The sequence below is a fragment of the Kribbella sp. CA-247076 genome, from assembly GCF_050942445.1.
Lineage (GTDB): Bacteria > Actinomycetota > Actinomycetes > Propionibacteriales > Kribbellaceae > Kribbella.
Genome location: NZ_CP192051.1, coordinates 3613507 through 3638343, shown reverse-complemented (window position 1 = coordinate 3638343; position 24837 = coordinate 3613507). Strand labels below are relative to the sequence as shown.

The 24837-nt window shown below is 71.0% G+C and carries 28 protein-coding genes; 14 read left to right on the top strand and 14 right to left on the bottom strand.

Features of this window, described 5'->3' with window-relative positions:
• Positions 1-6 precede the first annotated feature (6 nt).
• The gene (locus ACQPYZ_RS17310; protein WP_433169378.1) at positions 7-660 is read right to left on the bottom strand and encodes a response regulator; all 654 of its coding nucleotides are present in this window, start codon (positions 658-660) and stop codon (positions 7-9) included.
• 143 nt (positions 661-803) lie between these two features.
• Here ACQPYZ_RS17310 and ACQPYZ_RS17305 point away from each other — a divergent pair, with 143 nt between their 5' ends.
• The 5 genes from ACQPYZ_RS17305 to ACQPYZ_RS17285 all read left to right on the top strand — a co-directional run bounded on the left by ACQPYZ_RS17305 (position 804) and on the right by ACQPYZ_RS17285 (position 5259).
• Positions 804-2432 carry a GAF domain-containing protein gene (locus tag ACQPYZ_RS17305; protein ID WP_433169376.1) on the top strand — a complete coding sequence of 543 codons (1629 nt, stop codon included), beginning with the start codon at positions 804-806 and terminating at the stop codon, positions 2430-2432.
• Between the two features lie 218 nt (positions 2433-2650).
• Positions 2651-3112, top strand: a complete 462-nt coding sequence (locus tag ACQPYZ_RS17300) for a GyrI-like domain-containing protein (RefSeq protein WP_433169375.1) — start codon at positions 2651-2653, stop codon at positions 3110-3112.
• A 235-nt stretch (positions 3113-3347) separates the two neighbouring features.
• Positions 3348-3560 carry a DUF6458 family protein gene (locus ACQPYZ_RS17295; RefSeq protein ID WP_433169373.1) on the top strand — a complete coding sequence of 71 codons (213 nt, stop codon included), beginning with the start codon at positions 3348-3350 and terminating at the stop codon, positions 3558-3560.
• A 111-nt stretch (positions 3561-3671) separates the two neighbouring features.
• A complete protein-coding gene (locus tag ACQPYZ_RS17290) occupies positions 3672-4019 on the top strand; it encodes a YciI family protein (protein ID WP_433169372.1) in 348 nt (115 codons plus the stop codon).
• A gap of 37 nt (positions 4020-4056) precedes the next feature.
• Entirely contained in the window at positions 4057-5259 is a 1203-nt protein-coding gene (locus tag ACQPYZ_RS17285) for an RNA polymerase sigma factor (RefSeq protein WP_433169370.1), read from the top strand.
• 18 nt (positions 5260-5277) lie between these two features.
• Here ACQPYZ_RS17285 and wrbA read toward each other — a convergent pair whose 3' ends face one another.
• Entirely contained in the window at positions 5278-5889 is a 612-nt protein-coding gene (wrbA, locus tag ACQPYZ_RS17280; RefSeq protein WP_433169369.1) for an NAD(P)H:quinone oxidoreductase, read from the bottom strand.
• A 14-nt stretch (positions 5890-5903) separates the two neighbouring features.
• Complete coding sequence (locus ACQPYZ_RS17275) at positions 5904-6341, bottom strand: YybH family protein (protein ID WP_433169367.1); 438 nt, start codon at positions 6339-6341, stop codon at positions 5904-5906.
• A gap of 148 nt (positions 6342-6489) precedes the next feature.
• Here ACQPYZ_RS17275 and sigJ point away from each other — a divergent pair, with 148 nt between their 5' ends.
• A complete protein-coding gene (sigJ, locus tag ACQPYZ_RS17270; RefSeq protein ID WP_433169365.1) occupies positions 6490-7398 on the top strand; it encodes an RNA polymerase sigma factor SigJ in 909 nt (302 codons plus the stop codon).
• Positions 7399-7514: 116 nt separating this feature from the next.
• Positions 7515-7688 (top strand): hypothetical protein, encoded by a 174-nt coding sequence (locus tag ACQPYZ_RS17265; RefSeq protein ID WP_433169363.1) that lies wholly within the window; start codon positions 7515-7517, stop codon positions 7686-7688.
• A gap of 20 nt (positions 7689-7708) precedes the next feature.
• On the opposite strand, the gene ACQPYZ_RS17260 is transcribed toward ACQPYZ_RS17265, so the two are convergent.
• Entirely contained in the window at positions 7709-8125 is a 417-nt protein-coding gene (locus ACQPYZ_RS17260) for a hypothetical protein (RefSeq protein WP_433169362.1), read from the bottom strand.
• Positions 8126-8147: 22 nt separating this feature from the next.
• Positions 8148-8459, bottom strand: coding sequence for an STAS domain-containing protein (locus ACQPYZ_RS17255; protein WP_433169360.1), 312 nt, complete (start codon positions 8457-8459; stop codon positions 8148-8150).
• Between the two features lie 197 nt (positions 8460-8656).
• Here ACQPYZ_RS17255 and ACQPYZ_RS17250 point away from each other — a divergent pair, with 197 nt between their 5' ends.
• The 4 genes from ACQPYZ_RS17250 to ACQPYZ_RS17235 all read left to right on the top strand — a co-directional run bounded on the left by ACQPYZ_RS17250 (position 8657) and on the right by ACQPYZ_RS17235 (position 11847).
• Positions 8657-9358 carry a response regulator gene (locus tag ACQPYZ_RS17250; RefSeq protein ID WP_433169358.1) on the top strand — a complete coding sequence of 234 codons (702 nt, stop codon included), beginning with the start codon at positions 8657-8659 and terminating at the stop codon, positions 9356-9358.
• Positions 9355-10719, top strand: coding sequence for an ATP-binding protein (locus ACQPYZ_RS17245; protein WP_433169357.1), 1365 nt, complete (start codon positions 9355-9357; stop codon positions 10717-10719). The genes ACQPYZ_RS17250 and ACQPYZ_RS17245 overlap by 4 nt, the downstream gene beginning before the upstream one ends.
• Positions 10716-11294: a GerMN domain-containing protein gene (locus ACQPYZ_RS17240; protein ID WP_433169356.1), complete on the top strand. Its 579-nt coding sequence runs from the start codon at positions 10716-10718 to the stop codon at positions 11292-11294. The genes ACQPYZ_RS17245 and ACQPYZ_RS17240 overlap by 4 nt, the downstream gene beginning before the upstream one ends.
• 154 nt (positions 11295-11448) lie before the next feature.
• On the top strand, positions 11449-11847 hold the full coding sequence (locus ACQPYZ_RS17235) for a hypothetical protein (RefSeq protein WP_433169354.1): 399 nt from the start codon (positions 11449-11451) through the stop codon (positions 11845-11847).
• A 15-nt stretch (positions 11848-11862) separates the two neighbouring features.
• Here the strand turns inward: ACQPYZ_RS17235 and ACQPYZ_RS17230 are convergent, their stop codons facing one another.
• The 6 genes from ACQPYZ_RS17230 to ACQPYZ_RS17205 all read right to left on the bottom strand — a co-directional run bounded on the left by ACQPYZ_RS17230 (position 11863) and on the right by ACQPYZ_RS17205 (position 19790).
• Entirely contained in the window at positions 11863-13338 is a 1476-nt protein-coding gene (locus ACQPYZ_RS17230; protein ID WP_433169352.1) for a M81 family metallopeptidase, read from the bottom strand.
• A gap of 38 nt (positions 13339-13376) precedes the next feature.
• On the bottom strand, positions 13377-13979 hold the full coding sequence (locus tag ACQPYZ_RS17225; protein WP_433169350.1) for a class I SAM-dependent methyltransferase: 603 nt from the start codon (positions 13977-13979) through the stop codon (positions 13377-13379).
• Positions 13976-14647 carry a transglycosylase SLT domain-containing protein gene (locus tag ACQPYZ_RS17220; protein WP_433169348.1) on the bottom strand — a complete coding sequence of 224 codons (672 nt, stop codon included), beginning with the start codon at positions 14645-14647 and terminating at the stop codon, positions 13976-13978. Before ACQPYZ_RS17220 ends, ACQPYZ_RS17225 begins: the two co-directional genes overlap by 4 nt.
• A 17-nt stretch (positions 14648-14664) precedes the next feature.
• Positions 14665-16446: an ABC transporter ATP-binding protein gene (locus ACQPYZ_RS17215; RefSeq protein WP_433169346.1), complete on the bottom strand. Its 1782-nt coding sequence runs from the start codon at positions 16444-16446 to the stop codon at positions 14665-14667.
• Positions 16439-18253, bottom strand: a complete 1815-nt coding sequence (locus tag ACQPYZ_RS17210; protein WP_433169344.1) for an ABC transporter ATP-binding protein — start codon at positions 18251-18253, stop codon at positions 16439-16441. Before ACQPYZ_RS17210 ends, ACQPYZ_RS17215 begins: the two co-directional genes overlap by 8 nt.
• A gap of 136 nt (positions 18254-18389) precedes the next feature.
• On the bottom strand, positions 18390-19790 hold the full coding sequence (locus ACQPYZ_RS17205) for an MFS transporter (RefSeq protein ID WP_433169342.1): 1401 nt from the start codon (positions 19788-19790) through the stop codon (positions 18390-18392).
• 69 nt (positions 19791-19859) lie between these two features.
• On the opposite strand from ACQPYZ_RS17205, the gene ACQPYZ_RS17200 reads away from it, so the two are divergent.
• Complete coding sequence (locus ACQPYZ_RS17200; RefSeq protein ID WP_433169340.1) at positions 19860-20510, top strand: TetR/AcrR family transcriptional regulator; 651 nt, start codon at positions 19860-19862, stop codon at positions 20508-20510.
• Here the strand turns inward: ACQPYZ_RS17200 and ACQPYZ_RS17195 are convergent.
• Positions 20507-22549, bottom strand: a complete 2043-nt coding sequence (locus tag ACQPYZ_RS17195) for a HelD family protein (RefSeq protein ID WP_433169338.1) — start codon at positions 22547-22549, stop codon at positions 20507-20509. The two genes, ACQPYZ_RS17200 and ACQPYZ_RS17195, sit on opposite strands and share 4 nt — an antisense overlap.
• Before the next feature lie 210 nt (positions 22550-22759).
• On the opposite strand from ACQPYZ_RS17195, the gene ACQPYZ_RS17190 reads away from it, so the two are divergent.
• Complete coding sequence (locus ACQPYZ_RS17190; protein WP_433169336.1) at positions 22760-23113, top strand: hypothetical protein; 354 nt, start codon at positions 22760-22762, stop codon at positions 23111-23113.
• A gap of 62 nt (positions 23114-23175) precedes the next feature.
• On the opposite strand, the gene ACQPYZ_RS17185 is transcribed toward ACQPYZ_RS17190, so the two are convergent.
• A complete protein-coding gene (locus ACQPYZ_RS17185) occupies positions 23176-23595 on the bottom strand; it encodes a DUF302 domain-containing protein (protein WP_433169334.1) in 420 nt (139 codons plus the stop codon).
• 96 nt (positions 23596-23691) lie between these two features.
• Positions 23692-23880 carry a hypothetical protein gene (locus tag ACQPYZ_RS17180; protein WP_433169332.1) on the bottom strand — a complete coding sequence of 63 codons (189 nt, stop codon included), beginning with the start codon at positions 23878-23880 and terminating at the stop codon, positions 23692-23694.
• A gap of 201 nt (positions 23881-24081) precedes the next feature.
• Between ACQPYZ_RS17180 and ACQPYZ_RS17175 the strand changes: the two genes are divergently transcribed.
• Entirely contained in the window at positions 24082-24780 is a 699-nt protein-coding gene (locus ACQPYZ_RS17175; protein ID WP_433169330.1) for a GAF and ANTAR domain-containing protein, read from the top strand.
• Positions 24781-24837 lie beyond the last annotated feature (57 nt).

Below are 24837 nucleotides of genomic sequence, written 5' to 3'. Positions count from 1 at the left end.
GGCGATCTAGTCGCGCCGGCGCTTGGCGCGCTCGACGGCGTACACGGCCGCCTCGGTCCGGCGCTCCATGTCCAGCTTGCGGAGCAGCCCGGAGACGTAGTTCTTCACGGTCTTCTCGGCCAGGAACATGCTCTGCGCGATCTGCCGGTTCGTCTTGCCGGCGGCGATCTCGTCGAGGATGCGGCGTTCCTGCTCGGTCAGCGACCGGTACCGCGGGTCGTCGTCCTCGTCGACCGGGTTGCGCAAACGTTCGAGTACGGCGGTGGTCATCGCCGGATCCAGCAACGACTCCCCCGCCGCGAGCCGGCGGACCGCGCCGACCAGATCGGTCCCGCTCACCTGCTTCAGCAGGTACCCGGCCGCGCCGGCCATGATCGCGGTAAACAGCGCCTCGTCGTCGGAGAACGAGGTCAGCATCAGGCAGGCCGGCGGCTCGTCCATCACCGACCGGACCTCCCGGCAGACGGTGATCCCGTCGCCGTCGGGCAGGCGGACGTCGAGGACGGCGACGTCCGGGCGCAGCGCCGGGATCCGGGTCACGGCCTGCTCCGCGGTCGAGGCCTCGCCGACCACCTCGACGTCGGGTTCGGCTTCCAGCAGTTGCCGCAGGCCGAGCCGGACGACCTCGTGGTCGTCGAGCAGGAACACGGTGATCGCCATGATCCAGCCTAACCGGGGTTTCGGCACCGAGCCGCTCACCGGGCGCGGCCTGCTGCTCTGGGCACAGCGGCCGAGGTCGTGACCATCGGTGCCTCCGGCAACCGGTCTTCCCGAACGGACGCGGCATCCGTACCGTGGGCAGCGTGGGCGGGACCGCGAAGGACCGGGTGGACAAGGCGCTGCTGGACGCGGTGATCGGGATCGGTGCCGACCTGGACCTCAGCAGCGCGCTCGACCGGATCGTGACCGCCGCCTGCGAGCTCGTCGGGGCCCGGTACGGCGCGCTGGGCGTGGTCGGTCCGGACGGCAAGCGGCTGGTCCGGTTCATCACCCACGGCGTGACCGCCGCCGAGATCGCCGCGATCGGTCCGTACCCCGAAGGCCACGGGCTGCTCGGCCTGCTGATCGAGCATCCGGTGCCGCTCCGGCTACGGGACCTGACCGTCCACCCGCGGTCGTTCGGCTTCCCGCCGGACCACCCGCCGATGAAGGGCTTCCTCGGCGTACCGATCCGCAGCCACGGCCACGTGTTCGGCAACCTCTATCTGACGGAGAAGTCAGGTGGTGCCGAGTTCACCGAGGAGGACGAGCGTGCCGTCACCGCACTCGCCGCCGCGGCCGGGGTGGTGATCGACAACGCCCGGCTGTACGCCGACACCGAACGCCGCCGGCGCTGGCACGAGGTGACCGCCGAGATCACCCAGGTGATGCTCGGCGACTTCGACCCGGAGGACGCGCTCCGGCTGATCGCCCGCCGCGCCCGCGAGGTGTCCGCCTCCCGCGTCGGCATCGTCATGCTGTTCAACGATCAGGAGCTGGTGATCGAGGCGATCGACGGCCCCGCGGAGTTCCAGCGGTACGTCGGTGAGCGGGTGCCGGCCGACCTCCCGGGTCTGGACGGCGTACTGCACGGCGACCAGCAGGTGGTGGTCGAGGACCTGGCGCAGCTGGTGAAGGACAGTGGCCGGCTGGTCGACGTACCGGAGATCGAGTCGCTCGGGCGGACCATCCTCGCGCCGTTGCCGGCCGGCACGCACGCCACCGGTGGGCTGTTGCTGGTCGCGGCCGAGCGTGGGGCCGTTCTGAGCGTCACGGTCGGCACGGATCTGGTCCGGATGTTCGCCGGCCAGGCGACGCTCGCGCTCGACCGCGCCCAGGCCCAGCGGGACCAGTCGATGATCGCGGTGCTCGAGGACCGGGACCGGATCGCCCGCGATCTGCACGACCTCGTCATCCAGCGTTTGTTCGCCACCGGCTTGCAACTACAGGGCATGCGCCGGATGGTCGAACCGGAGGTGCAGGAGCGCATCGGCCGGGCCGTCGAGGACATCGACGCCACGATCCGGGACCTGCGGGCCGCGATCTTCGAGCTGCACCACCAGCCCGGTCACCGCTCGCTGCGGGCGGACATCCAGTCGCTGGTCGCCGAGTACGCCGGCTCGCTCGGCTTCCGGCCACGGCTCACCTGCGAGGGTCCGCTGGACAGCGCCGTACCGGTGACCGTGCGGCCGCAGATCCTGGCCGCAATCCGGGAGTCGCTGTCGAACGTCGTCCGCCACGCGCAGGCGTCCGAGGTGACGGTCGAGGTCACGGTCGCCAACCGCGAGGTCGTCACCCGGGTCACCGACGACGGCATCGGGCTCGCGCCGGGCGACCGCCAGAGCGGCCTGCGCAACCTGCGGGAACGCGCCGAGACGCTGGGCGGGACCGTCCGGGTGGAGCCGAACCAGCCTCGCGGGACCCTGCTCGAGCTGCGGGCGCCACTGGCCTGACCCGTCGCTCGCGACCCGCCGAGTGCGGTCCGGTCGGTGGCAACCCCCTGTTGGTGCCACCGGACGTCCGCTCCCCGGCGGGCCGGCGAGGCCCCCCTCTGACTCCAGAGTGCCGCCCGCGCCACCGGCTCCGGCAGGGCCGAAGGTCCTTAACCGTCCGGGCGTTTCGCCCGGACTCGCCACCGCCGTACGCTGGGCCTTGGCCCCACGGAGGAGACGTGCGTACCGATCACCCCGAATCGCGTGTCGTGCACGAGCAACCGACCGCCGTACTGCGTGCGACCCTGCACCGGGACGAGGTGCGCCGCTGGTTCCGGACCGCGTTCGACGTCGTCGCGGAGTACCTGCGCCGGCACGGCATCGCGCCGTGCGGGTTCCCGTTCGCCCGGTACCACATCCGCAGCGACGGGAGCTTCGAGGTCGAGGCCGGGTTCCCGGTCGCCGTACGGATCGACGGCGACCGGCAGATCGTGCCGTCCAGCCTGCCCGGCGGTCACGTGGTCGTCGCCTGGCACGTGGGCACCTACGAGCAGCTCGGCGACGCGTACCGTGCACTGGACGACTGGCTGCAGGCCGAGCGCGGTGCGCCCGCGGGCGACGCCTGGGAGGTCTACCACGACCCGCCGCACCGGGCCCAGCGCCGGCGCACCGAGGTCATCCAGCCGTTCCGGCTCAACTGAACAGCGGGCGGAGGGAGGCCGGAGCGCCTTTCGGTGGCGGCGTCGGGGAGTGGCTGCTCATGGGAACCCGGCACCCCACCACCGGCCTCCCTCACCCCTCCATTGCACCGCCGCGCCGCGGCCCTCCGTCAGGGCCAAAGGTCCCGACTTCCCGCCGCCGTCCGTTTTGTGGACGCACCGGCCGGGTACCGCATTGGGGCACAGTCGGACGGGGGATCGACGTAAGGAGTTCCTCGTGGGTATCGGTGTGTCCGTGTTCCTGCTGGCCGTGGGCGGAATCCTGGCCTTCGCGGTGTCGGACCGCTTGAGCGGCGTCGACCTGACCATGGTCGGCTACATCCTGATGGGCGCCGGCGCCCTCGGTCTCGTGATCACCATGTTCCTCATCAGCCAGCGCTCCAACACCACCCACCGCGAAGTCCGCGAACACCGCCACTACGAGGAGTGAGATCCTCCTCTCCTGTTTCGGGCTGTCGAATTCGGCGTGCCGCCGATCGTCGGATCTTCGACAGCCGAGCTGACCCGGGCATGCGGTCAGACTGAGAGCAGGAGGTATGGCGTGAAGTACGTGCTGATGTTCGTGGAGACCGAGCAGTTCGCCAAGGAGTTCGAGGCGATGGGCCCGGCCGAGCGCGAGGAGTCGTACCAGCGGATCTACCAGTGGCTGGACGAGCACGGGCCGAAGATCACCAACCGCGGCGCCAAGCTGCAGGCCGCGGAGACGGCTACGACGGTCCGGCTCGACCGTGGCGAGCAGCCGCTGACCACCGACGGGCCGTACATCGAAGGCAAGGAAGTCGTCTCCGGGTTTCTGGAGATCGACGTCGCGGACCTCGACGAGGCCCTGCGGATGGTCAAGACCTGGCCGGGTTGCCCGGTGATCGAGATCCGTCCGGTGGAGTCGTGACCGGCCGGACGTCCGCCGGCCCGCGATCCAGCGGACGATGACGAAAGACCAGGCCGCCGATGAACTGGCCCGGGTGGTGCGCGATCACACGGGCCGGCTCGCGGGAGCCCTGGTGTCGCTGCTCGGTGACTTCTCCGCCGCCGAGGACCTGGTGCAGGACGCCGTCGAGACCGCGCTCCGGCGCTGGCCCGAGGAAGGCATCCCGGACCGTCCGGACGCGTGGTTGTTCACGGTGGCCAAGCGCCGCGGCCTCGACGTACTCCGCCGGCAGGAGAACTACCGCCGCAAGCTCGCCCAGCTGCAGTGGCCGGTCCGGTCGGCTCCCGACGACCGGCTCCGGCTCATCTTCACCTGCTGCCATCCCGCGTTGCCGCGCGAGGCGCAGGTCGCGTTGACCCTCCGCGTGGTCTGTGGGCTCACGACCGCGCAGATCGCCGCCGCGTTCCTGGTCGCCGAGCCCACGGTCGCCCAGCGCATCACCCGCGCCAAGCGCAAGATCTCCACCGCCGGCATCCCGTACCGGATTCCCCGCGACGACGAGTTGCCTGAGCGACTGGCCGAAGTACTGACCGTCATCTACCTGCTGTTCAACGAGGGCTACCTGTCCAGCACGGGCGATCGCGCGCACTCCCGCGACCTTGTCGACGACGCCGAGTGGCTCACCGCGTTGCTGGCCGGCCTGCTCCCCGACGAACCCGAAGTCGCCGGCCTGCTGGCACTGATCCGCCTGCATCGCGCGCGGGTGGCGGCCAGATTCACCGCGGACGGACAACTCGTCCTCCTGCAGGACCAGGACCGCGACCGGTGGGACCGGCGGGCCATCGCCGAGGCGACCGCCTTGCTCACCCGTACGGCGCGTCGCCACCACTCCCCTGGTCCGTACCAGCTTCAGGCCGCGATCGCCGCCTGCCACTGCGAAGCGCCGACCTGGGCGGACACCGACTGGCCGCAGATCCTGGTCCTGTACAACCTGCTGCTGCGGCTCCAGCCGAGTGCGGTCACCCGGCTCCACCGGGCGGTCGCGGTCCGGTACGTCGAGGACGCCCAGGCCGCACTCGCCGAACTGAAGGAACTCGAACCCGCCCTGCGCAACTATCCGCTGTTCCACGCGATCCAGGGCGAGCTGCTCCGCGCCGAGGGCCGGACCGCCGAGGCCGAGCAGGCTGACCGGCTGGCCCTCGAGCACACCACCAACCCCGCCCAGCTGGACCTGCTCCACAGCCGGCTGGAGAACCGCTGACGGTCACCTGACCGCAGCTCAGGCGGCGGCGCGGCCTAGTTTCAGAGCTGTGGCTGTCTCGACGGCTCGGCGTGCCTGGTGACGGGCGGCCTCCAGGGCGACGTCGCCGGGAGGTCCCTCGCCGGACACGTGCGAGGTGCCGTAAGGGTTGCCGGACCGGTACTGGACCGGGTCGGTGTAGCCGGGTGGCACGATGATGCCGCCCCAGTGGTAGAACACGTTGCCCAGCGCAAGGATCGTCGACTCCTGCCCGCCGTGCGCCGTGCTGCTCGCGGTGAACGCCGTGTACACCTTGTCGGCCAGGTGACCCTGCTGCCACAACGGTCCCGTGGTGTCGATGAACGCCTTCAGTTGGGCGGCCGGCGTACCGAAGCGGGTCGGCGTACCGAACAGGACGACGTCGGCCCAGGCCACGTCGTCCAGGGTCGCCTCGACGACGTCCGCCGTACTGCGGCGATGTTCTTCCCAGGCCGGGTTCGCGGCGATCGCGGTGTCCGGTGCTGTTTCGCGCACCTTGCGCAGGCGCACGGTCGCACCGGCCTTCTCGGCGCCCTCGGCGGCGGCGAGCGCCAGCGAGTGCACGGTGCCGGTCGCGCTGTAGTAGATGACGGCGACTTTCACTGCTTCCACGGAGATCTTCACCTTCAGGGCTCCAGGTCCAGCACCGAACGGCCGGACGGGAATTCGGTCGGCACCGAGACGTGGTCGTGGGCGATCAGCCAGTCGCCGTCCTGCCGCCGGAAGCACGCCGTCCAGCGCAGCCAGTACTGGTTGCGGGCACCGTTGCCGAGCGTGCCGTCGATCTGGTTGAGGCTGTGGACGACGGCCAGGTCACCGTCGACCAGGACCGACAGGTCGTGGACCTGGTAGCCGATCGTCTGGTAGGTGGCGAACACGTCGGTCCAGTTCCGCCACTTCGCCTCCGCGCCCAGGTGCTGCAACGGCGGCTGGATGTCGTACGACACCAGCTCCGGCGCGAAGACCGTCTTGATCGTGTCCAGGTCCCGGTTCCGCACGGCCTCGACCAGGACGTCGACGCGCTGCCTGATGTCCTGCTCGTCGGGTGGGTGTGATGTGGTCATATCGGGTACGACGACGTGGCCTGCCGAACTGTGAGGCGGCAGGGTGAGGTGGCCGTGTGAGGCGGCCGGGTGCGGCGCCCTCACAGTCCGGCCGCGCGTTTCGTCGTACCTGGTGAACGGGAGACCGAGGAAGGGATTCGTGGACACCATGACCGGACCACGGGACGATCCGGGCCTGGGCGCGATCATGAGCGAGCGGCGCCAGCTGATCAACCTGGCCTACCGGTTGCTCGGCTCGCTGGCCGACGCCGAGGACGTCGTCCAGGAGACCTACACGCGCTGGTACGCGATGAGCCCGGCCGAGCAGGCGGCGATCGAGTCCCCCGGCGGCTGGCTCACCCGGGTCGCCGGCCGGATCTGTCTCGACCTGCTCGGCTCCGCCCGGGCCCGGCGCGAGCGGTACGTCGGCGAGTGGATCCCGGAGCCGCTGCCCGACGGCTCCGAGTGGCGGTCGGCCGGTACCGCCCCCGACCCGGCCGACCGGGTCACCCTGGACGAGTCGGTGAACATGGCGTTCCTGATCGTGCTCGAGGCGATGACCCCGGCCGAGCGGGTCGCCTTCGTCCTGCACGACGTCTTCCGGTACCCGTTCCCCGAGGTCGCCGAGATCGTCGGCCGCTCCCCCGCGGCCTGCCGCCAGCTCGCCACCTCGGCCCGGCGCCGGATCGCCGCGTCCCGGACCCCACAGACCCCGGCGGCCAAGAGCGCCGGCCTGGTCCGGGACTTCAAGGCGGCCTGGGAGGCGAAGGACATCGGGGCCCTGGTCAGGCTGCTCGACCCCGACGCGGTCGCGATCGGCGACGGCGGCGGCCTGGTCAGCGCGGAGCTCCACCCGGTCTCCGGCGGCGAGCAGATCGCGCGGTACTTCGCCGCCCTCGCGGACCGGCGCTCGGGAATGAGCCTCCTCGAGCGCACCGTCAACGGCCAGCCCGGTCTGATCGCCCAGGAGGACGGCGTCACCGTGACCGTGATCGCGTTCGACATCGCCGACGACCGGATCCGGCACATCTGGGCCGTCCGCAACCCGGAGAAGCTGCGTCCCTGGCTCACCGACTGACGCGGCCGGCGGGGAGTTTGTAACGGCGACCGGGTCCCGCCCGATGTGACGAGTAGACGTCGGTGTTCCGAGCAGCAGCGCCGAGGGAGTTTCTGCCTGCCGGAAGGGCCCCGATGATGTGCGAGACGACGCAGCGGCTACTGGCGCTGCTCCAGTTGCTGGAGTGTGCTCCGGCACCCTTCGGAGAGCTGGGGGACGACGCCGTCCTCGATGCCTGGTTCGGGGCCAGGTCGCCGCTCTTCCCGCAGACCACGCACCAGGTGGACGCCCTGGAGCCGCTCGCCCTGTGACGGCGCGGTCGACGGCGCGGTCAGTCGTCCTCTGGGTGCCGGGTGGTCGGGTCGACGCCGGCCGCGAGGTCGAGGGCGATCAGGGCCCGGCGGAGCGCTTCGAGACTGGGCTGCTCGGCGGTCGGCGGGCCGTAGAGGCAGACCACGGTCCGGCCGTCGAGGGTCAGGCCGGCGCGCTCGACCTTGCCGTCGTCGTCGTACAGCAGGTCCCAGCCCTCCTCCTCGAGATGGCTCATCGCGCGCCGCCAGTCGGCGGTGTGCAGCGACAGACCGCGGGCGAACGGGTCGCCGGGAGCCGGGAGGTCGCGCTCGGGGTGCGGGGTGACCAGGTAGCCGGTGCCGGTCCGTGGGTCGAGGAACGCCGTGTGCGTGGCGAACTCCACGATCGTCACGTCGACGTAGTCCGACGTGCCCGGCTCGTGCTCGGACTGGTTCACTGCTGCCGTCCCCCCGGAGTGGTCACGCCGCCTCGACCTCGAAGACCCGGTCGAGCCCGGTCCGGCGCAGTACGTCGGTCATCTTCCGGCCGGCGTGCCGGATGACGATACCGCCTCCACGCCGCCGGCAGACCCGGTGCGTGTCGAGCAGCGCCGCGAGCAGGGTCGACGAGATCTGGTCGATCTCGGACACGTCGATGACCACCAGACACGCGCCGTCCATGACCAGCCCGTGCAGCCGCCAGCGCAGTGACGACAGCCCGCCGTCCAGGTCGTCCTCGGTCAGCGTCACGATCGCCTTCTGCGGAAGCGGACTGTGCCTGGTGTCGCTCATCGAACGGCCCCTCTCCCCTGGACGGTCTGGTGGTGCCTCCACTCTCCGTCCTCGACTTTGAGATCTGCCGTACCCCTGGTTGACGATCCGATGACGACACCGCCGGGCGCCGCCCGGACGCGGGTTCCTTCTTTACGATCGGATGACACGCCGCCCCCGGCCGTCACCGGCCGGGGCTGGATTGCCAGGATGTGACGATGCCGATGCAGGTCCTGGTCGTCGAGGACGACGACCGAATCAGGGAGGTACTGCGACTCGCCCTCGAGGACGAGGGATACCGGGTCGCCGAGGCCGCCGACACCCCGTCCGCGCTCGAACAGGTCCGGATCACCATGCCGGACCTGATGATGGTCGACCTCATGCTGGGCGAGATCGACGGCTACACCTGCATCCGCGAGGTCCGCCGCCTCAGCGACATCCCCATCGTCGTCGTCAGCGCCCGCTCCGACACCCACGACATCGTCGCCGGCCTCGAAGCCGGTGCCGACGACTACGTCACCAAACCCTTTCAGATCAAAGAGATCACCGCCCGCCTCCGCGCCCTGCGCCGCCGCCTGCGCACCAGCGCCGAAGCCGCCGAACCCGACATCGTCCTCGACTCCGACCCGCACCGCCACCTCGTCCTGTCCACCTCCCGCGGCACCGTCCGGCTCGACGGCCACGACGTCAATCTGACGGTGACGGAGTACCGGCTGCTCGCCGAGCTGGCCAAGCCGCCGGGTCGCGTGCTCAGCCGGTCGGCACTGCTGGCCTCGGTCTGGGAACACGGGTACTACGGCGACGAACGCATCGTCGACGTCCACATCCGGCGGCTGCGCACCAAGATCGAACGCGACCCCGGCCGGCCGCAACTCGTGATGACCGTCCGAGGGATGGGCTACCGGCTGGACCCGCGATGAAGGTCGGCGCCCGCACCCTCGGCCTCCGGCACCGGTTGGTGCTGGCGTTCAGTGTGGTGGCGCTGCTGGTGTCGGCGGTGTTTGCCGTCAGCACCTATCTGCTGGCCCGCGGGTACCTGCTGGCCCAGCGCGAGCGGGTGGTCCAGCACCAGACGTTCGAGGACGCCGCGTTCGTCCAACGCCGGCTGCGCAGCTCCGGGGCCGACGTGTCCGCGGTCCTGACCGCGGCCGGGACGCCGGCCGGGCACACGATCATCCTGAAGTGGCGGGGGCAGTGGTACGCGTCCGCGCTGGACGAAGGGCGCGACGCCGTACCGATGGGGGTCCGGGAGGAGGTGGCGAACGGGCGGGCCGCCGGCCAGCGGTTCCGGTCGGTGGACGGGCCGTCGGTCGTGGTCGGCGTACCGGTGCCGGGGGTGCAGGCCGAGTTCTACGAGATCGCGCCGCTGACCGAGCTCGACGGGAACCTGCGACTGCTCAGCGGGATCCTGATCGGCGGCGCGTTGCTCGCGACCGCCGCCGGGGCGGCGCTCGGTGTCTGGGCCAGCCGGTCGGTCGTCAACCCGCTCAACCGGGTCGCGGTCACGGCCGCGTCGATCGCCGGCGGCGAGCTCGACAACCGGCTGCCGGCCACCCTCGACCCGGAGCTCGCGACGATCGTCGGTTCGTTCAACAGCATGGTCGACACGCTGCAGCAGCGGATCAACCGGGACGCCCGCCTGGCCGCCGACGTGAGCCACGAGCTCCGCTCGCCGTTGACGACCCTGGTCGGCAGCGTCGACCTGTTGAACGCCCGGCGCGAGGAGCTGCCGGAACGTTCGCAGCGGGCGCTCGACCTCGTCACCGCCGACCTGCAGCGTTTCCGCCGGTTGCTCGACGACCTGCTCGAGCTGGCCCGGTCCGACGGCGGGCTCGCGATCCGTCCGAGCACGACCATCGAGCTCGGTCCGCTGCTCCGGCAGGTGCTCGGGGAGGTCGGCCGCGATCCGTCGATCCTCACCGGCGCCGAGGACGCCGTCGTCCTGGCCGACAAGCCACGGCTCGGCCGGCTGTTCCGGAACCTCTTCGAGAACGCCGAGACGCACGGCGGCGGGCTGACCGGCGTCGAGATCAGCCGAGCCGGGCCCGACGTACTCGTGCTGGTCGACGACGCCGGGCCGGGGATCCCGCCACACGACCGCGAGCGCGTGTTCGAGCGGTTCGCCACCGGGGCGACCAAGCGCGGCTCGTCGTCCGGGACCGGGCTCGGGTTGGCCCTGGTCGCGGAGACGGCAGCCGTCCACGGCGGAGCCGTCTGGTGTACGTCGTCCCCGACCGGCGGCGCCCAGTTCGTCGTACGCCTCCCGGGGGCCGCGTCGTGAGAAGCCGCGTCCTGAGGCCGGTCGCGTGGGTGGTCGCCGCGGTCCTCGTGCTGGTGGGGTGCGGCGTGCCGTTGCAGGACGCGCCGACGCCGATCGAGCCCCAGGCGATCCCGTCGCGGCTGCAGTCCCCCGGCGTACCGACGACCTACCCGTCCACGGCCGAGACGACCGTGCAGGTGAACTTCGTCCGGAACGACCGCCTCGTCAGCCTCACCCGGCAGGTGCCCGGCGCCGACCTGCTCGACGGCGTGATCGAGAGGCTGACCGCCGGACCGACCAGCGCCGAACAGGCGGATGGCATCACGTCCGCCCTGCCGCCCGACCTCTCCCTGACCGTGGTCACGGTCCAGGACGCCAGGGTCGGCCTCGAACTGTCCGGCGGCGACACCGACCGCTCGGCCACCGAGAACGTGTTGGCGGTTGGCCAGATCGTCCTGTCCGTCACCGCGCTGCCGAGCGTGCAGGAGGTGACGTTCTGGCGGAACGGCGCCCCGGTCGAGGCGCTTCTCGCCGACGGCGCGCTGACCACCGAGCCGCTCACCGCCGCCGACTACGAGGCGCTCCGCTCGCCCTGAGTTTGACGACCACACTGAGGGATCTTTGAGATCTCGTGTCGTCGTCCGCTACCGGCTGCGACCGACCCGTTGTGAACGTTAAACAGGTCGGTACCGCTATTCGAAGGAGAATCGTGGCTGAGCGGCCGCCCACGCACAGATCAGCCCAGCAGCCATGACGGGCTACTGGCTCCCCCTGCTCGTCCTCGTCGCCCTCGCCGTCACCCTCTGGACCCTCCACCGCCGAAGACGCACCACCTCCGGCCCCTCGCCGTCGACCGGCTCCTCGCGGTTGTCCACGCCGGCGCCGGACTTACCGCTCGCTCACGTCATCGGCATCGACCTGAGCTCCTGGACCGACGCCCAGCTGTACGCCGTCTGGCGCGCCACCGCCGACGAGCTCCGCCTGGCCGCCCGGTCCGGCGACGCCGCCACCGCCGCCCGCGCCCGGGACCTCCTCCTCACCGAACTCGAACGCCGCCACCCCCGCCAGACCGCCACCTGGCTGACCTCCCCCGAAGCCCTCACCGGCCAAGCCCCCACCTTCCTCCTCCCGAAGAAGCAGGACCCGTAGCCCGGCGCGCGGGCGTTACAGGAGTTCGGGGGTCAGGGTCGGGGTGGGCATGTCGGCGTCGAAGGGGTACATGGGGCGGGTCAGGTTGTGGTGGCCGAGGCTGAGGAGGTCCTGGTTGACGCCGCCGGGGGTGAGGGCGAGGAGCCAGTCGGCGGCCATGGCGTAGAGCTCGGGCTCGAGGTAGCCGATCTTGACGATCACCAGGTCGGCGTCGCGCGGAGACAGGCCGAGCGCCTTGAAGTCGGCCTCCAGGTGGTACGGCTTGCGGCGCGACGTCACGATCACGCGCAGTCCACCGACACGCAGTACGACGACGCCCTCGGACGGCTCGACCGCGACCACCTCGGCCGTCAGCGGGACCGGACCGCACGGACCGGAGTCGATCTTCCCGCCGACCTCCACGCTGACCGTCGCGCCGACACCGGCCGCCGTCGCCGTCGCGGTCACCTCCGGGTCCACGATCGCGGCGTAGATCGTGGTCAGGTCCGACTCGACGACGGCCGGCGTACGCAGCAGGGTGTCCAGGGTCCACGAGGTGTCGCCGGCCCCGCCGGCGGTCGGGTTGTCACCGGAGTCGCTGATGAAGAACGGCCGCACCGTACTCGCGAGCGCCTGGTCGATGCACTCCTCGAGCGTCCCGGTCGGCGCGACGAACTCGAACTTGTCGTGCGCGTCCCAGTACGCGTCCGCCAGCCGCTTGGCCTGCGCGGTGATCACCTCGGCGTCGTCGCCGCTGACCACGACCGCCGCCTGGCAGCGCGGCTCGTCCGCCCAGGCGTACCCGACCCAGATCGCCGCGTCGAGTACGCCGTCCATCGCCTCGACGTCGTCGACCTGCGCGTAGATCCCCTTGGCGGGCTCGATCCGGGTGCTCGTCTTCTCCCCCGGCAGCAGCACCGGGACCTGCACCCACGCCTTCTGCGGCCGCCCGCCGGACCGCAGCCGGGCGATCAGGTTGCGCACCGCGCGTTCCCGGGTGTCCCAGGCGTCGGTGTGCGGCGCCTTGCGGTAGCAGGTGATGAGATCGAGCGTCTCGGCCAGCGGGCGCGACACGTTCCCGTGCAGATCCATGGACGCCGACAGCAGGGTCGACGGTCCGACGATCGACCGGATGCCGTCGACGAACGACGCCTCGATGTCGGTTCGCCCGACCACGCTCATCGCGCCGTGGATGGCGACGAACACGCCGTCCAGCGGCCCCGCCGCCCGGAGCCTGTCGTAGATCTCCGTCGACAGCTCCTCGTACGTCTCCTCGGTCACCGGCCCACCGGGCACCGCCTCGGCCTGCAGCAACGGGACCCACTCGATCCCCTCGGTCAGCTCCGACCCCGGTGCGAGGAACGGGTACCGCGCGAGCAGCTCGGCACCCCGCGTCACCACGAAGTCGTCGACCGTAGTCCGGTGCGGCGAGAACGTGCTCGACTCGATCGCGATCCCGGCAATGCCGATCCGCAGCGGTTCCGACGGGGTGTTTCCGGAGGATGAGGTCACCGAGCTGCCCTTCTCGTGTCAGACGTCAGGCAACGACCCTATCCGCCCGGCCGGCTGGCCCGCACGAAGGACAGCAACGGCGCCCGCCGCCCGGTCTCGACGACGAAGAAGCCCGCGCCGACCGCGAGGTCGGTGAGCCGCACGTCCTCCGCGCCGTGCCCGCTGAACGCCGTGACCGCGAGTCGCGACAGCCGGCCGGTCGGCGGGCGGAAGTCCGCCACCAGCAGCCGCCCGCCGGGCTTCAGCACCCGGAACAGCTCGCCGAAGGCGCGCGCCCGCTCCGCCTTCGGGATGTGATGTACGGCGAGACACGACAGCGCCAGGTCGAACGACGCGTCGTCGAACGGGAGCCGCTCGGCCCCGGCCACCCGGAAGCTCGCGTTCGCCGGTGCCCGCTCGTTGGCATAGCCGACAACCGGCGCCGACGGATCGACACCGTCCACGTGACCGGACGGCCCGACGGCCAGCGCCGCACGACCACTCAGATACCCCGTGCCGGACCCCACATCGAGCACCCGGTCCCCTGGACGTACGCCGCTCCGTCGTACGAGGCCGTCGTACACGCGCCGGCGCTGCCCGCCGAACCCGATCGCCGAGCTGACCTCGTACCACCGGGGATTGTGGACGTGCAGCTCGTTCACGACTGCACCGCCTTCGCGGACTTGTCCCAGTTCTCGCGCAGCCGGTCGAGGTAGGACTGGGCCTGCGTGCCGGGCTTGGCTCCCCGGGCGAAGGCGCGCATGTTGCCGCCGCCCGCGTTGTAGCCGAGGGCAAGCAACTCGTCCTTGGTCAGCGTGGTCGACCGCTTCGACGGCAGGCGCTCGGCCAGGTCGTGCAGGTGCCAGGCGGCGGCCTGGATGGCGAGCGCCGGATCGTCCGGCAGCTCCTCCCACGTGCGCTTCGCGAACGGGCGGCCGCGCTTGGTCTCGTCGAACGCGGGCCGGTGCATGTTCGCGATCCCGAAGGCCGGATCGGAGTCGATCCGCGCCCACGACCGCTCCAGCTCCGGGTCATGCGGTTTGTACGACTCGTTGTACAAGATTGCCATCAGCAACTGTGGCCGGATCCCAGCCTGGGCAGCGTACTTGCGCACAGGGACGGCGAACTGCGCCGGATCGTAGTCCTCCCACCAGTTCTTCGCGCTGGCGGAGGGCTTCGGTTCGGACGTGGTCGCAGACGCGGTGGCGGACGGGGCCGGGGACGAGGTGCTGGGACCGGACGCAGTGCTGGGCTCGTCGTCACCACATTGCGCGGCCAGCGCGCCGACGGCGACCCCACCGACCGCGATCCACACCCACTGCTTCGCCACGCCTCAAACCTAAAGCATCACCGGTAAGCCCGGGCCTGCAACTCGAACAGCTCCGCGTACCGGCCGCCCGCGGCCAGCAGCTCCTCGTGGGTGCCGACCTCTTCGATCCGTCCGTGGTGCATCACCACGATCAGGTCGGCCATCCGCACGGTCGAGAAGCGGTGCGACACCAGCACCGTGATGCCACCGGTCTCGGTCGCCGCGACCCGCGCGGCCGCGGCGTACTGCTCGTACAACCGGTGCTCCGCCTCCGGATCGAGCGCGGCGGTCGGCTCGTCGAGGAGCAGCAACAGCGGCCGTTCGCGCATGAACGCCCGCGCGAGGGCGAGCCGTTGCCACTGCCCGCCGGACAGCTCGACCCCGTCGGTGAACTTCTTCCCCAGCTGCGTGTCCAGCCCCCGCGGCAGCCCGGCCACCACCGACTCGGCATCACCCCGCGACACCGCGGCGAGCACGGCGGCCTCGTCGGACTCCCGGCGTACGTCGCCGACGCCGACGACCTCGCGGGCCGTCCACTCGAACTTGACGAAGTCCTGGAAACCGGCCGACAGCTGCGACCGCCACTGCTCCGGATCGATCGTCGCGAGGTCCACGCCGTCGACCAGGATGCGTCCACTGGTCGGGTCGTACATGCGCGCGAGCAGCTTGACCAGCGTCGTCTTGCCGGCGCCGTTCTCCCCCACCAGCGCGACCGCAGAGCCCGCCGGCAGCGTGAGGTCGACATCGGTCAGTACGGCGGAATCCGTGCCCGGGTAGGCGAACCCGACCCCGCGCAGCTCGATCCCCGACCGAAGCCGGGCCGGCGCCGGGTCGACGCTGGCCCGCCACGAGTTCTCCTTCGCGTACTCGCGCAACCAGTCGTACCGGCTGAAGCTGCGCACGACCTCGCCGACCCAGTACACGTTGCGCGCGATCCCGCCGGTCATCTGGTCGACCTGCGGCGCAAGCAGCAGCACGAGTACGACGTCACCGGCCGACTGCTGCCCGTTCCGCGCGCGGGCGATCACCCAGATGATGGCGCCGGCGTACGCGAGCCCGAACGCCAGCCGCACCGACCCGTCGACCTTCCCGCCCCAGCGTGCGGCCGCGACCCGGCGCCGGAACCGCTCGGTCTGCAACGTGAAGATCCTGTCCAGCAGCACCCGCCCGAGCCCGAAGACCCGCACCTCCAGGCCGGTCCGCGCGTCCTTCGACACCTCGATCAGCTTGTCGACCAGCCGCTCCTGCGGCAGGGAGTCCTCCCATGCCTGGTGCGACCGCACGCTGCTCAGGTACGCCGACCAGATCCGGGCGGCGCCGAGGAGCGGCAGGAGCAGGAGCAGCGGATGCACGGACCCGAGCAACCCGAGGACGGTCACCGTGTTCGCGATCGTCGCGAACGCCCACAGCAGGACCTCGGCGCCGACGCCCATCCGCCAGGCACGCTCGCGGACCAACTCGAGCCGGTCCGCGATGTCGGGCCGCTCGTGGTGGGTGAGCCCGGGGATGCCCGTCGTCACGTCCAGCAGGTCGGCGTGCACGCGGCCGGCCATCCGCTCCTGCGCGGTGTCCTGCAGCGGCCAGCCGAGGATGTCGGCGACGAACGAGACGGCCAGCCCGCCGACGATGATGCCGATGCCGAGCGCGATCGTGCTCGACCGGTCGGCCGCGAGCCCGTCGACCAGCCGGCTCACGCCGTACGTCTGGGCCGGCGCGGTGATCGCCCGGGCTGCGACCAGCAGCGTCGAGATCGCCATCAGCAGCGGGGCGGCCCGGAACGACGTCGCCAGCCACAGCCAGGCGATCCGCAGGCTACGCATCGAGCACCTCGCTCCCGGCCGACGTCACGTACCGCTCGGCTTGGAGCCGGAACATGCCGGCGTACGCCCCGTCCGCGGCCAGCAGCTCCGCATGGGTGCCGTCCTCGACGATGCGCCCGTCGGCGAGGACGCAGATGCGGTCGGCGTTGCGGACCACGGAGAACCGGTGGGAGATGATCAGCGACGCCACCCCGGACGTCAGCTCAAGGTAGCGCTCGACCAGCTCGGCCTCGGCCCGCACGTCCAGCGCGGCGGCCGGCTCGTCCAGCACCAGCACCCCGGCTCCGGCGTGGACGGCGAACAGCGCCCGGGCCAGCGCGATCCGCTGCCACTCACCACCGGAGAGGTCGACGCCGTCGTCGAAGGTCTTGTCGAGCACGGTGTCCCAGCCGCCGGGCAGCCTGCGGACGAGCTGGTCGATGCCGGACTCGCGTGCGACCTTGGCCAGGCTGACCTCGTCGTCGGCGCGTTCGACCGCGCCGAACACCACGTTGTCCGTGACCGACAGCGGGAAGCGCAGGAAGTCCTGGACGATCGCGGCGATCCGCCGTTGCCAGGCGGCGAGATCGAGCTCCGACAGGTCCACGCCGTCGACCAGGATGCGCCCCTCCGTCGGCCGGTACGCGCCACCGAGCAGCTTCACCAGCGTGGACTTGCCGGCCCCGTTCACCCCGACCAGCGCGAGCGCCTCGTGCGCGTGGATGGTGAGGTCCAGATCGCGCAGGACGTCGACGTCGGACCCCGGATACCGGAAGCTGACGTTCTCGAAGCGGACCTCGCGGGCCGGCATCGTCTCCACCCGGTGCCGCGTGGTCGCGGCCGACTCGGGATGCCGCTCGGCGATCGTGCCCGGGAGTTCTCTCATCGCCCGGTACGCCGACAGCCCGCGCTGCACCTGGACGACGCCGAACGAGTTCATCGACGCGCCTATGGACAGGATCGCGGGCACGGTCGTCGCCACCTCCGTCAGCGGCAGGTCGCCGTCCAGCGCGGCCCGGCCGACCAGCAGGACCGCGACCCCGTTCGCTGCCAGGTGAAGGCCGCCAGTGAGGGCGGTCCACTTCACGTTCCGGCGACGGCGTTGCCAGACCGGCCGGAAGCCCGCGGTCCACTCCCGGACGTACCGGTCGACCAGCCAGCCGTGCAGGCCGAAGACGCGCAGCTCCTTGGGCGCGTCCCGCATGCCGAGGTCGAACAGGTAGTTGGCCCGGCGTTGCTCCTCGGTGTTGCCCCACCACACATCGATCTCGCGGGCGATCAGGCGGCCGCCGTACCACTCCAGCAGCAGCGTCACCGCGACCAGCATCGCCGCCACCGGCCAGGAGAACATCACCCCGACGATCACCGCGGAGCCGATCAGCGTGACCCGGCTGGCCAGCAGCCACGGCAGGTTCCCCAGGCCTTGGGCGAGGTGGAAGCCGCCTTTGCCCTTGGCGCGTTCCTGCATGTCGAGCACCTCGGTGTCCTCCAGGTGCGCGATCCGGCGCGGGCGGAGCAACGGCTCGGTGATGCCGGTGCCGATGTCGCGGGCGAGCGCCGCGTCCATGATCTGCGAGGCGACCTGGTGGATCGCCGGCGTCAGGCTCTGCGCGATGAACACCACCAGCAACGCCGCGAGCAGCCAGCCGAAGGCGCCGAGCGACATCGCTCCGGGGGCAGCGTCGATGACACCTGGCACGGCTCCGACGACCTGACCGGTCAGCAACGTGACCGCGATCCCGAGGACCGAGCCGAGCACGGCCAGCCCCATCGTCAGCGCAGAGCTACCAGGCGACACCCGCATCGCATACCGGAGCAGAGTCAGCACCCAACCGACCGTAACGACCCCCACCGACAAAAGCACCCGAGTTAATCCCGGACCTGCCGCCGCACGTCACGACCGAAGGACCAAAGCAGCGCGAACAATCCGAGACGATGCCTGCGCAAAGCCACGCCGCTGACCGTCATGGTCGGTCAGGAGCAGGACGTCGTACGACGGTGACGGCGATGACGACTGCGAGGAGAAGCAGCATCGCGCACGCGGTCAGGCCGAGGGCGTAGCCGTCGTTCAACGTGGTGGGGGTGAGCGTCGGACCGGAGCGGTTGTCGGCGGCGGTGCCGAGAGCCGCGAGGCCCAGGGACGCGCCGACCTGACGTGAGCTGTTGAGGAGTCCCGAGGCGGTGCCGAGCTCGTCGGGTGCGACTCCGGCGGTAGCGGTCGCGACCAGCGGACCGAGGCACAGGCCGAAGCCCACGCTCGCGAGGATCGACGGCCCGAGGACGTCAGCGAGAAAGGTGCCCGACGGACTGATCTGCCCGAACCAGGCGAAGCCGCCCGCGGTCATCAGGGCGCCGCCGATCATCAGCGTCCGTGGCGCCGCCCGGTACCCGAGCCTCACCGCGAGCACCGATCCGGCGATGACCCCCAGCGCGAACGGTAGGAACATCACCCCCGTCGTCGCCGGCCCGACCGACAGCACGCGCTGCAGGTAGAGCGACATGAAATAGAACGCGGAGGCCATCGCCGCCCCGACCAGCAGGTTGTAGGCGTTGGCCCCGGCGACCGAGCGGTTCGAGAACAGGCCGAGCCGGACCAGCGGCTCACGCCGGGTCGTCTTCTCCACCACCACGAAGGCGATCAGCAGCGCTACGGCCGCCGCAAGCGTGCCCAGCGTGGTCACCGAGGTCCACGCGTAGCGGTCCGTTCGGACGACGCCGAAGACGAGCAGCATCATGCCTCCGGTCGCGAGTACGGCGCCCGCCACGTCCGGACGGTCACCCCGGGCCGCGACCAGATCCCGCGCGATCCCACGCCACGCCAGCACCAGGGCGACCACGACCATCGGCACGCTGATGAACATCACCCAGCGCCAGCCGAAGTACTGCGTGAGCAGACCACCGGCCAGCACGCCGAGCGCACCGCCGGCCGCGTTCATCGCACTCCAGACGCCGAACGCCCGGATGCGCTCCTTGCCGCTCGGAAAGGTCGCCGTGAGCACTGCCAGCGCGGCCGGGGCCAACGCCGCGGCACCGATTCCCTGCACAGCCCGGGCGGCCACCAACTGGCCCGGATTCTGGGCGAAGCCGCCGACGAGCGACGCCAGGCCGAACACCGCGAGCCCGGCCAGCAGCACCCGCTGCCGGCCGTAGCGGTCAGCAGCCTTACCACCCAGGAGGAGCAGGCCGCCGAAGCTCAGCGCGTAGGCGTGGATCACCCAAGTCAGGCCCACCGCGCCGAACCCCAGGCCGGCGGCGATCTCCGGCAGGCCGACGTTCACCACCGACAGGTCCAGCGACACCATGAACTGCACGACCGCGACCGCGGCCAGCGTGAACGAGGTTCGTGGACGAGACTTTTCGAACATGTTCCGAAAGTAGCACCGCGGTCTCCGGCCTGCCAAGGCATTTCCCGCCGCGCAGGGCATGATGGTCCGGTGGCTCAACGCAATGCAGCGTCCGGCCGGACCGGCCGGCCGCCGGTGACCTCCCGCGCGGAGATCCTGGCCGCCGCCCGCCGGCTGATCGACCGCGACGGGTGGGACAGGCTGACGATCCGCCGGCTGGCCGCGGAACTCGGTATCGGCCCGACGACCTTGTACCACCACGTGCGGGACAAGGAGGACCTGCTGCTGCTCCTGCTCAACGAGTACTTCGACCAGGTCCCGCGGCCCGACCTCCCCGACGATCCGCGCGACCGGATCGTCGCGGCCGCCGTACTGATCCACGACTCGCTCGCCGAGTGGCCGTGGGCGGCAGAGGTGCTCACTGCCGACGGCTTCATCGCCGTCCTCGGCGACTCGGCGCTCAGCCTGGTCGAGACCATCCTCGCCGGTGCCGTCGACGCCGGCCGGACGCAGGAGGAGGCCGTCGACGTCTTCCGCACCATCTGGTACTACACGGTCGGCGAGATCCTGGTGCGGGCCCGTCCCCGTCGTCCGGTGGACCGCGCCACCTTCTTCACCGGCCTCGATCCCGCCCGTACTCCGCACCTCGCTGCCGTAGGCAACCAGTGGCCGGCCCTCGCCGCCCGCGACACGTACACCGACGGTCTCCGAGCCTTGGTCGACGGCCTGCTGGCGCGCTAGGCGAGGGCGCTTGGCAGTGGGGCGGCGTGGATGATGCGGAGGCGGCTGACGGCTCGGGTGAGGACGACGTACAGGCGCTGGAGGCCGCGGGGCTCGGCGGCGACGATGCGGGCGGGCTCGGCGACGACGACCGCGTCGAACTCCAGCCCCTTGGCGAGGGTCGCCGGGACGCAGACCAAGCGGCTCGTGTCCATCTCTTCCTCGGTCTCGCCGAGCAGGGCCGGCTCCAGGCCGGCGGCGACGAGGGCGTCGCGCAGGTGTGCGACCTGGTCGTCGGCCGCGATCAGCGCGACCGACCCTTCACCGGCGAGCGCGGCCCGGCAGGAGTCGACGACCGAGTCCACCAGACTGTCCTCGTCGGCCCGGACGACGCTCAGCGCCTCTGCGACCGACCGGATTCCGCGCGGCACGCCGAGCGTGGGAGCGATCTGCGGCAGGAGCTTCGCCGCGAAGTCGATGATCTGGTCCGGCACCCGGAAGCCCCGATCCAGCTCGGCCACGACGCCGTCGGTCTTGTCCAGGTGATCGAGCACTCGCGCCCACGGTCCGGCTGCCCAGGGTGTCGTCGCCTGGGCCAGGTCACCGAGCACCGTCACCGACCCGGTGCGGCAGCGGCGGCCGAGGGCCCGCAGCTGCATGGCCGACAGGTCCTGCGCCTCGTCCAGGACCAGGTGTCCGAGCGAGCCGGTACGGCGTTCGATCAGGTCCTCGAGCTCGTCGAGCAGGATGGTGTCGGCCTCGGTCCACTTCGCCGACTTCCACGACCGCGGCGGCTTGCGCCACAGCAGCGCGGCGCGTTCGTCCGCGCTGAGGTCGTGCGCGACCTGCTCGAGAAAGTCCGCGTCGGAGAACAACCGGTGCAGGACCTGCTCAGGGACGACGCGCGGCCACACCGCGTCGACCAGCTCTTTCACGGGCTTCGAGCGGGCCACGGCGTTCTGCACCCGGTCGTCCGGCGACTCCCCCCGCCGCTCCATCAGCACGAGGACGGCGTGGGCGATCCGCTGTGCGAGTGCGTTGCGTCCCGGCGCGTACCGGGTCGACTCGCGCAGGGCCGCGACGATCTCCACGATCTCGTACTCGTGTACGCGGTACCGATGAGATCCCTTGCTGTACAGGATCCCGTTGGCCGGCGTACCGACGTACGACCAGAGCGCACGGTGCAGGACGCCGGCCATCCGCGCGTCGCCCTTGACCCGCGCGGACTCCGGCTCGTCCGACGCCGCGGCCGGCAGGCTGATCAGCTCGTCGATGGTGATCTGCCGTACGTCGACCTCGCCGAGCGCGGGCAGGACCTTGCGGATGTAGGACAGGAACGAGTGGTTCGGGCCGACGATCACGACACCGCCGCGGCTCAGCCGCTCCCGTTCGGTGTAGAGCAGGTAGGCCACGCGGTGCAGGCCGACGGCGGTCTTGCCGGTGCCGGGAGCGCCCTGGACGCACACGGTCGGGTGCAGCGGCGCCCGGACCAGGTCGTCCTGCTCGGGCTGGATGGTGGCCACGATGTCTCGCATCGGACCGGTGCGCGGACGCTCGATCTCGGCGCGCAGGAAGGCGTCGGCCTGGCTGTCCGCGCCGGCGTCGGTCAGCGGCTCGTCCTCGAACCCGGTCAGCTCGGCGTGGTCGGAGAAGCCGTACCGCCGGCGCATCAGCACCCGCTGCCGGTCGCTGCGGGTCGCGCGGTAGAACGGCACCGACACCGGCGCGCGCCAGTCGATCACCAGCGGGGCGCCGCTGCCGTCGTGCACGTGCCGGCGGCCGATGTAGATCCGGTCGAGCTCCTCGATCGTGCCGGCCTCGTAGTCCAGCCGGCCGAAGAACAGCGGTACGTCGGGCAGGTCGACCAGCGCCAGCGTGCGCTGCTCGTACGCGCGCTGGTTCGCCTCGTTGGTGAAGCGCTCGTCGTTGTCCTCACCGCCGATCACCGGGATCTCGCGGCCCTCGACGGCGTGGTGCATCCGGGCCAGCGCGGTCCGGGCCTCGGTGAGGAAGTCTCGTTCGGTGGACAGTTCGTCGGAGGTGAGTGTGGATTCGACCATCGAAAAGCCTCGACTCGTGGGTGTCGGACGTACGAAACGGCGGCAATCGAGAGATCCCGCCCCGGAGCACCCGGTTCGTTGCGATCCTTCACGCAGTGCAGAGAAGCCACCCGGAAAAGACAGGCCCGCGACGCTACCAGCGCTCTCCTCCGGCTGCCACCGAATTAGCGGCGGCCTTCCGGGTACCGGCCCGGACGGAGGTGCGACCCGATGACTGTGAAGCTCAACAAGACCGCGTTCGACCACGCGAAGAGCCTGGTCCGCAAGGGGCAGACCGCCATGGACGAGCGGGACGACTGGAGTGAGCACGCCCCGACCGCCGACCAGGAGAACACGTACCTGGACAAGCACGGCTGGCGTGAGTACGGCAAGTGGTTCCTCGGCATCGACACCGACATGGACGAGGAGACCAAGGGCCACTACAAGTTCCCGTACGGCGACTTCCGCCGGGTGCACCGGTGTGGCGTGATCAGCGCCGAGTCCCGGGCCGCCCAGAACGACTACGACGACATTGCCAAGGCGGTCGCGGAGATCCACGAACTACTCGACGGCGACCACGCCTGATCAACCTGAGCGACCCGGGCCGGTCAAGCTGGACGACCCCGGGCCGGGCGACCCCCGACGGTCTAGGTGACCTGGGCGATCAGCGCGTCCACCGCCGACAGCGGTTCGGCCTGCTCCGGCTCGAGGTTGTGGCGCTTGGAGAGCCAGGCCGGCTTGAGGTAGGTCATCCAGACGGTGCCGTCGTCGTCGGACCACACCAGGATCCTGTTCGGCAGGTCCAGGGCGGTCAGCGGGGACGCGGTCATGGTCGAGACGTCGATGGCGGGGTGGCCGAAGCCGAGCACTTTCGTGTCCCGCAACTCCGCCCCGGCCCGTTGTGCCTCACCGCTGTGGTCGACCACGAAGTACACCATTCCGCCCGATTCGCGGATGGCCGAGGTGAGCCGCAGTACGGTCTCGGCGACGGTGACCGGGCTGCGCTTGTGGACGACACCGCTCGTCGTCCGCACGCCCGCCGGTCCGGCTTTCTGGTCGGTCGTCATCTCCTACCTCCCATGAGCAGCTACTGCAGCCAGGGTCGATCACGGAAGGCTCGACGTACAGAGAACGGGCGACTCGGTGACACACCGTGACCGACGTCAGACCGCTTCGGCCTTCTTCCGCTTGACCGGACGGGTACGGCGGGAAGCCGGCGGGAGCTCCTCGGCCTTCACGTCCTGGGGCTTCGGGCCGGGCGCATCCGCGTACACCGGGCCGCCACCCAACCGTCTGTACTTCCACCGCTGCTCGTCGTAGTCGTAATACGTGTCGATACCACCGACAGTCACCACGGGGACCTCCAACAGGCTGTTGTTCCTCCGCCCGCTGCTGGACGACAGCGTTCCGGTACCCGAACGCACACCATTCGATTCCGTCCGGCCGCGACAGCGCGTCCGATTAGGACTTTCGGGGCCGAATCGAGCATGCTTGGCCCTGCACTCCGGAGATGTGGGTGGCAGTCTCCCCTGCCTCCAGGAGTGTGCCCCTCCGTGCCGAACCAGCCGGATCTCTGGTTTGCGGCCGCGCTTGCCCAACTGACGGTGGACCTGCACGACGCCGACGGCGGCGTCGACCAGGTGGCGGCGGCCGTCGTCGACTTCGCGGTCGCCAGGCTCGCGTGGCCCTACGCCGGTCTCGCGCTGACGCGACGCGCCGGCCGGGTCGAGCCCGCGGCCCAGTCCGATCCGGCGATCGGTCCGCTCTGGGAGCACCTGCTGACCGAGACCAGTCCGCTGCTGATGGTCGCCCGCGGCAACGATCCGGTCGTCGTGGACTACTCGAAGGAGGGCCAGACCCGATCGGCGGACGAGGCCACCGCGGCCCACCGCGCCGGCATCACCGCGGCCACGCACCTGCCGTTGAAGGTCGCCTCCGGCCCGGTCGGAGCCCTCAGCCTGTACGACACCGACGCCGGCCGCCTCGGGGAGCTCTCGCTCACGGTCGCCACCCTGCTGGCCCGGCACGCGTCGGTGGCGATCGCCCAGGCACGTCACCGCGAATCGATGATGAACGCCGTCGAGGCGCGCAAACTGGTCGGTCAGGCTGTCGGCATCCTGATGCAGCGCTTCGACATCAGCGCCGAACTCGCCTTCCACGTGCTGAGCCGGCACTCGCAGCACAGCAACACCAAGCTGCGCCAGATCGCCGAGTACGTCGTCCAGCACCGCCGCCTGCCGACCGCCGACTGATCCGGGTCGGGTTCACCCCAGCGAGGGATCCGCAACCGGCACCCCGCGGCGCAGACT

Coding starts and splice junctions, on each gene's coding strand:
- ACQPYZ_RS17310 (WP_433169378.1), bottom strand. CDS start 660: ATGGCGATCACCGTGTTCCTGCTCGACGACCACGAGGTCGTCCGGCTC.
- ACQPYZ_RS17285 (WP_433169370.1), top strand. CDS start 4,057: ATGACGAAAGACCAGGCCGCCGATGAACTGGCCCGGGTGGTGCGCGAT.
- ACQPYZ_RS17275 (WP_433169367.1), bottom strand. CDS start 6,341: ATGACCACATCACACCCACCCGACGAGCAGGACATCAGGCAGCGCGTC.
- sigJ (WP_433169365.1), top strand. CDS start 6,490: ATGACCGGACCACGGGACGATCCGGGCCTGGGCGCGATCATGAGCGAG.
- ACQPYZ_RS17265 (WP_433169363.1), top strand. CDS start 7,515: ATGTGCGAGACGACGCAGCGGCTACTGGCGCTGCTCCAGTTGCTGGAG.
- ACQPYZ_RS17255 (WP_433169360.1), bottom strand. CDS start 8,459: ATGAGCGACACCAGGCACAGTCCGCTTCCGCAGAAGGCGATCGTGACG.
- ACQPYZ_RS17250 (WP_433169358.1), top strand. CDS start 8,657: ATGCCGATGCAGGTCCTGGTCGTCGAGGACGACGACCGAATCAGGGAG.
- ACQPYZ_RS17245 (WP_433169357.1), top strand. CDS start 9,355: ATGAAGGTCGGCGCCCGCACCCTCGGCCTCCGGCACCGGTTGGTGCTG.
- ACQPYZ_RS17235 (WP_433169354.1), top strand. CDS start 11,449: ATGACGGGCTACTGGCTCCCCCTGCTCGTCCTCGTCGCCCTCGCCGTC.
- ACQPYZ_RS17215 (WP_433169346.1), bottom strand. CDS start 16,446: ATGCGTAGCCTGCGGATCGCCTGGCTGTGGCTGGCGACGTCGTTCCGG.
- ACQPYZ_RS17205 (WP_433169342.1), bottom strand. CDS start 19,790: ATGTTCGAAAAGTCTCGTCCACGAACCTCGTTCACGCTGGCCGCGGTC.
- ACQPYZ_RS17195 (WP_433169338.1), bottom strand. CDS start 22,549: ATGGTCGAATCCACACTCACCTCCGACGAACTGTCCACCGAACGAGAC.
- ACQPYZ_RS17190 (WP_433169336.1), top strand. CDS start 22,760: ATGACTGTGAAGCTCAACAAGACCGCGTTCGACCACGCGAAGAGCCTG.
- ACQPYZ_RS17185 (WP_433169334.1), bottom strand. CDS start 23,595: ATGACGACCGACCAGAAAGCCGGACCGGCGGGCGTGCGGACGACGAGC.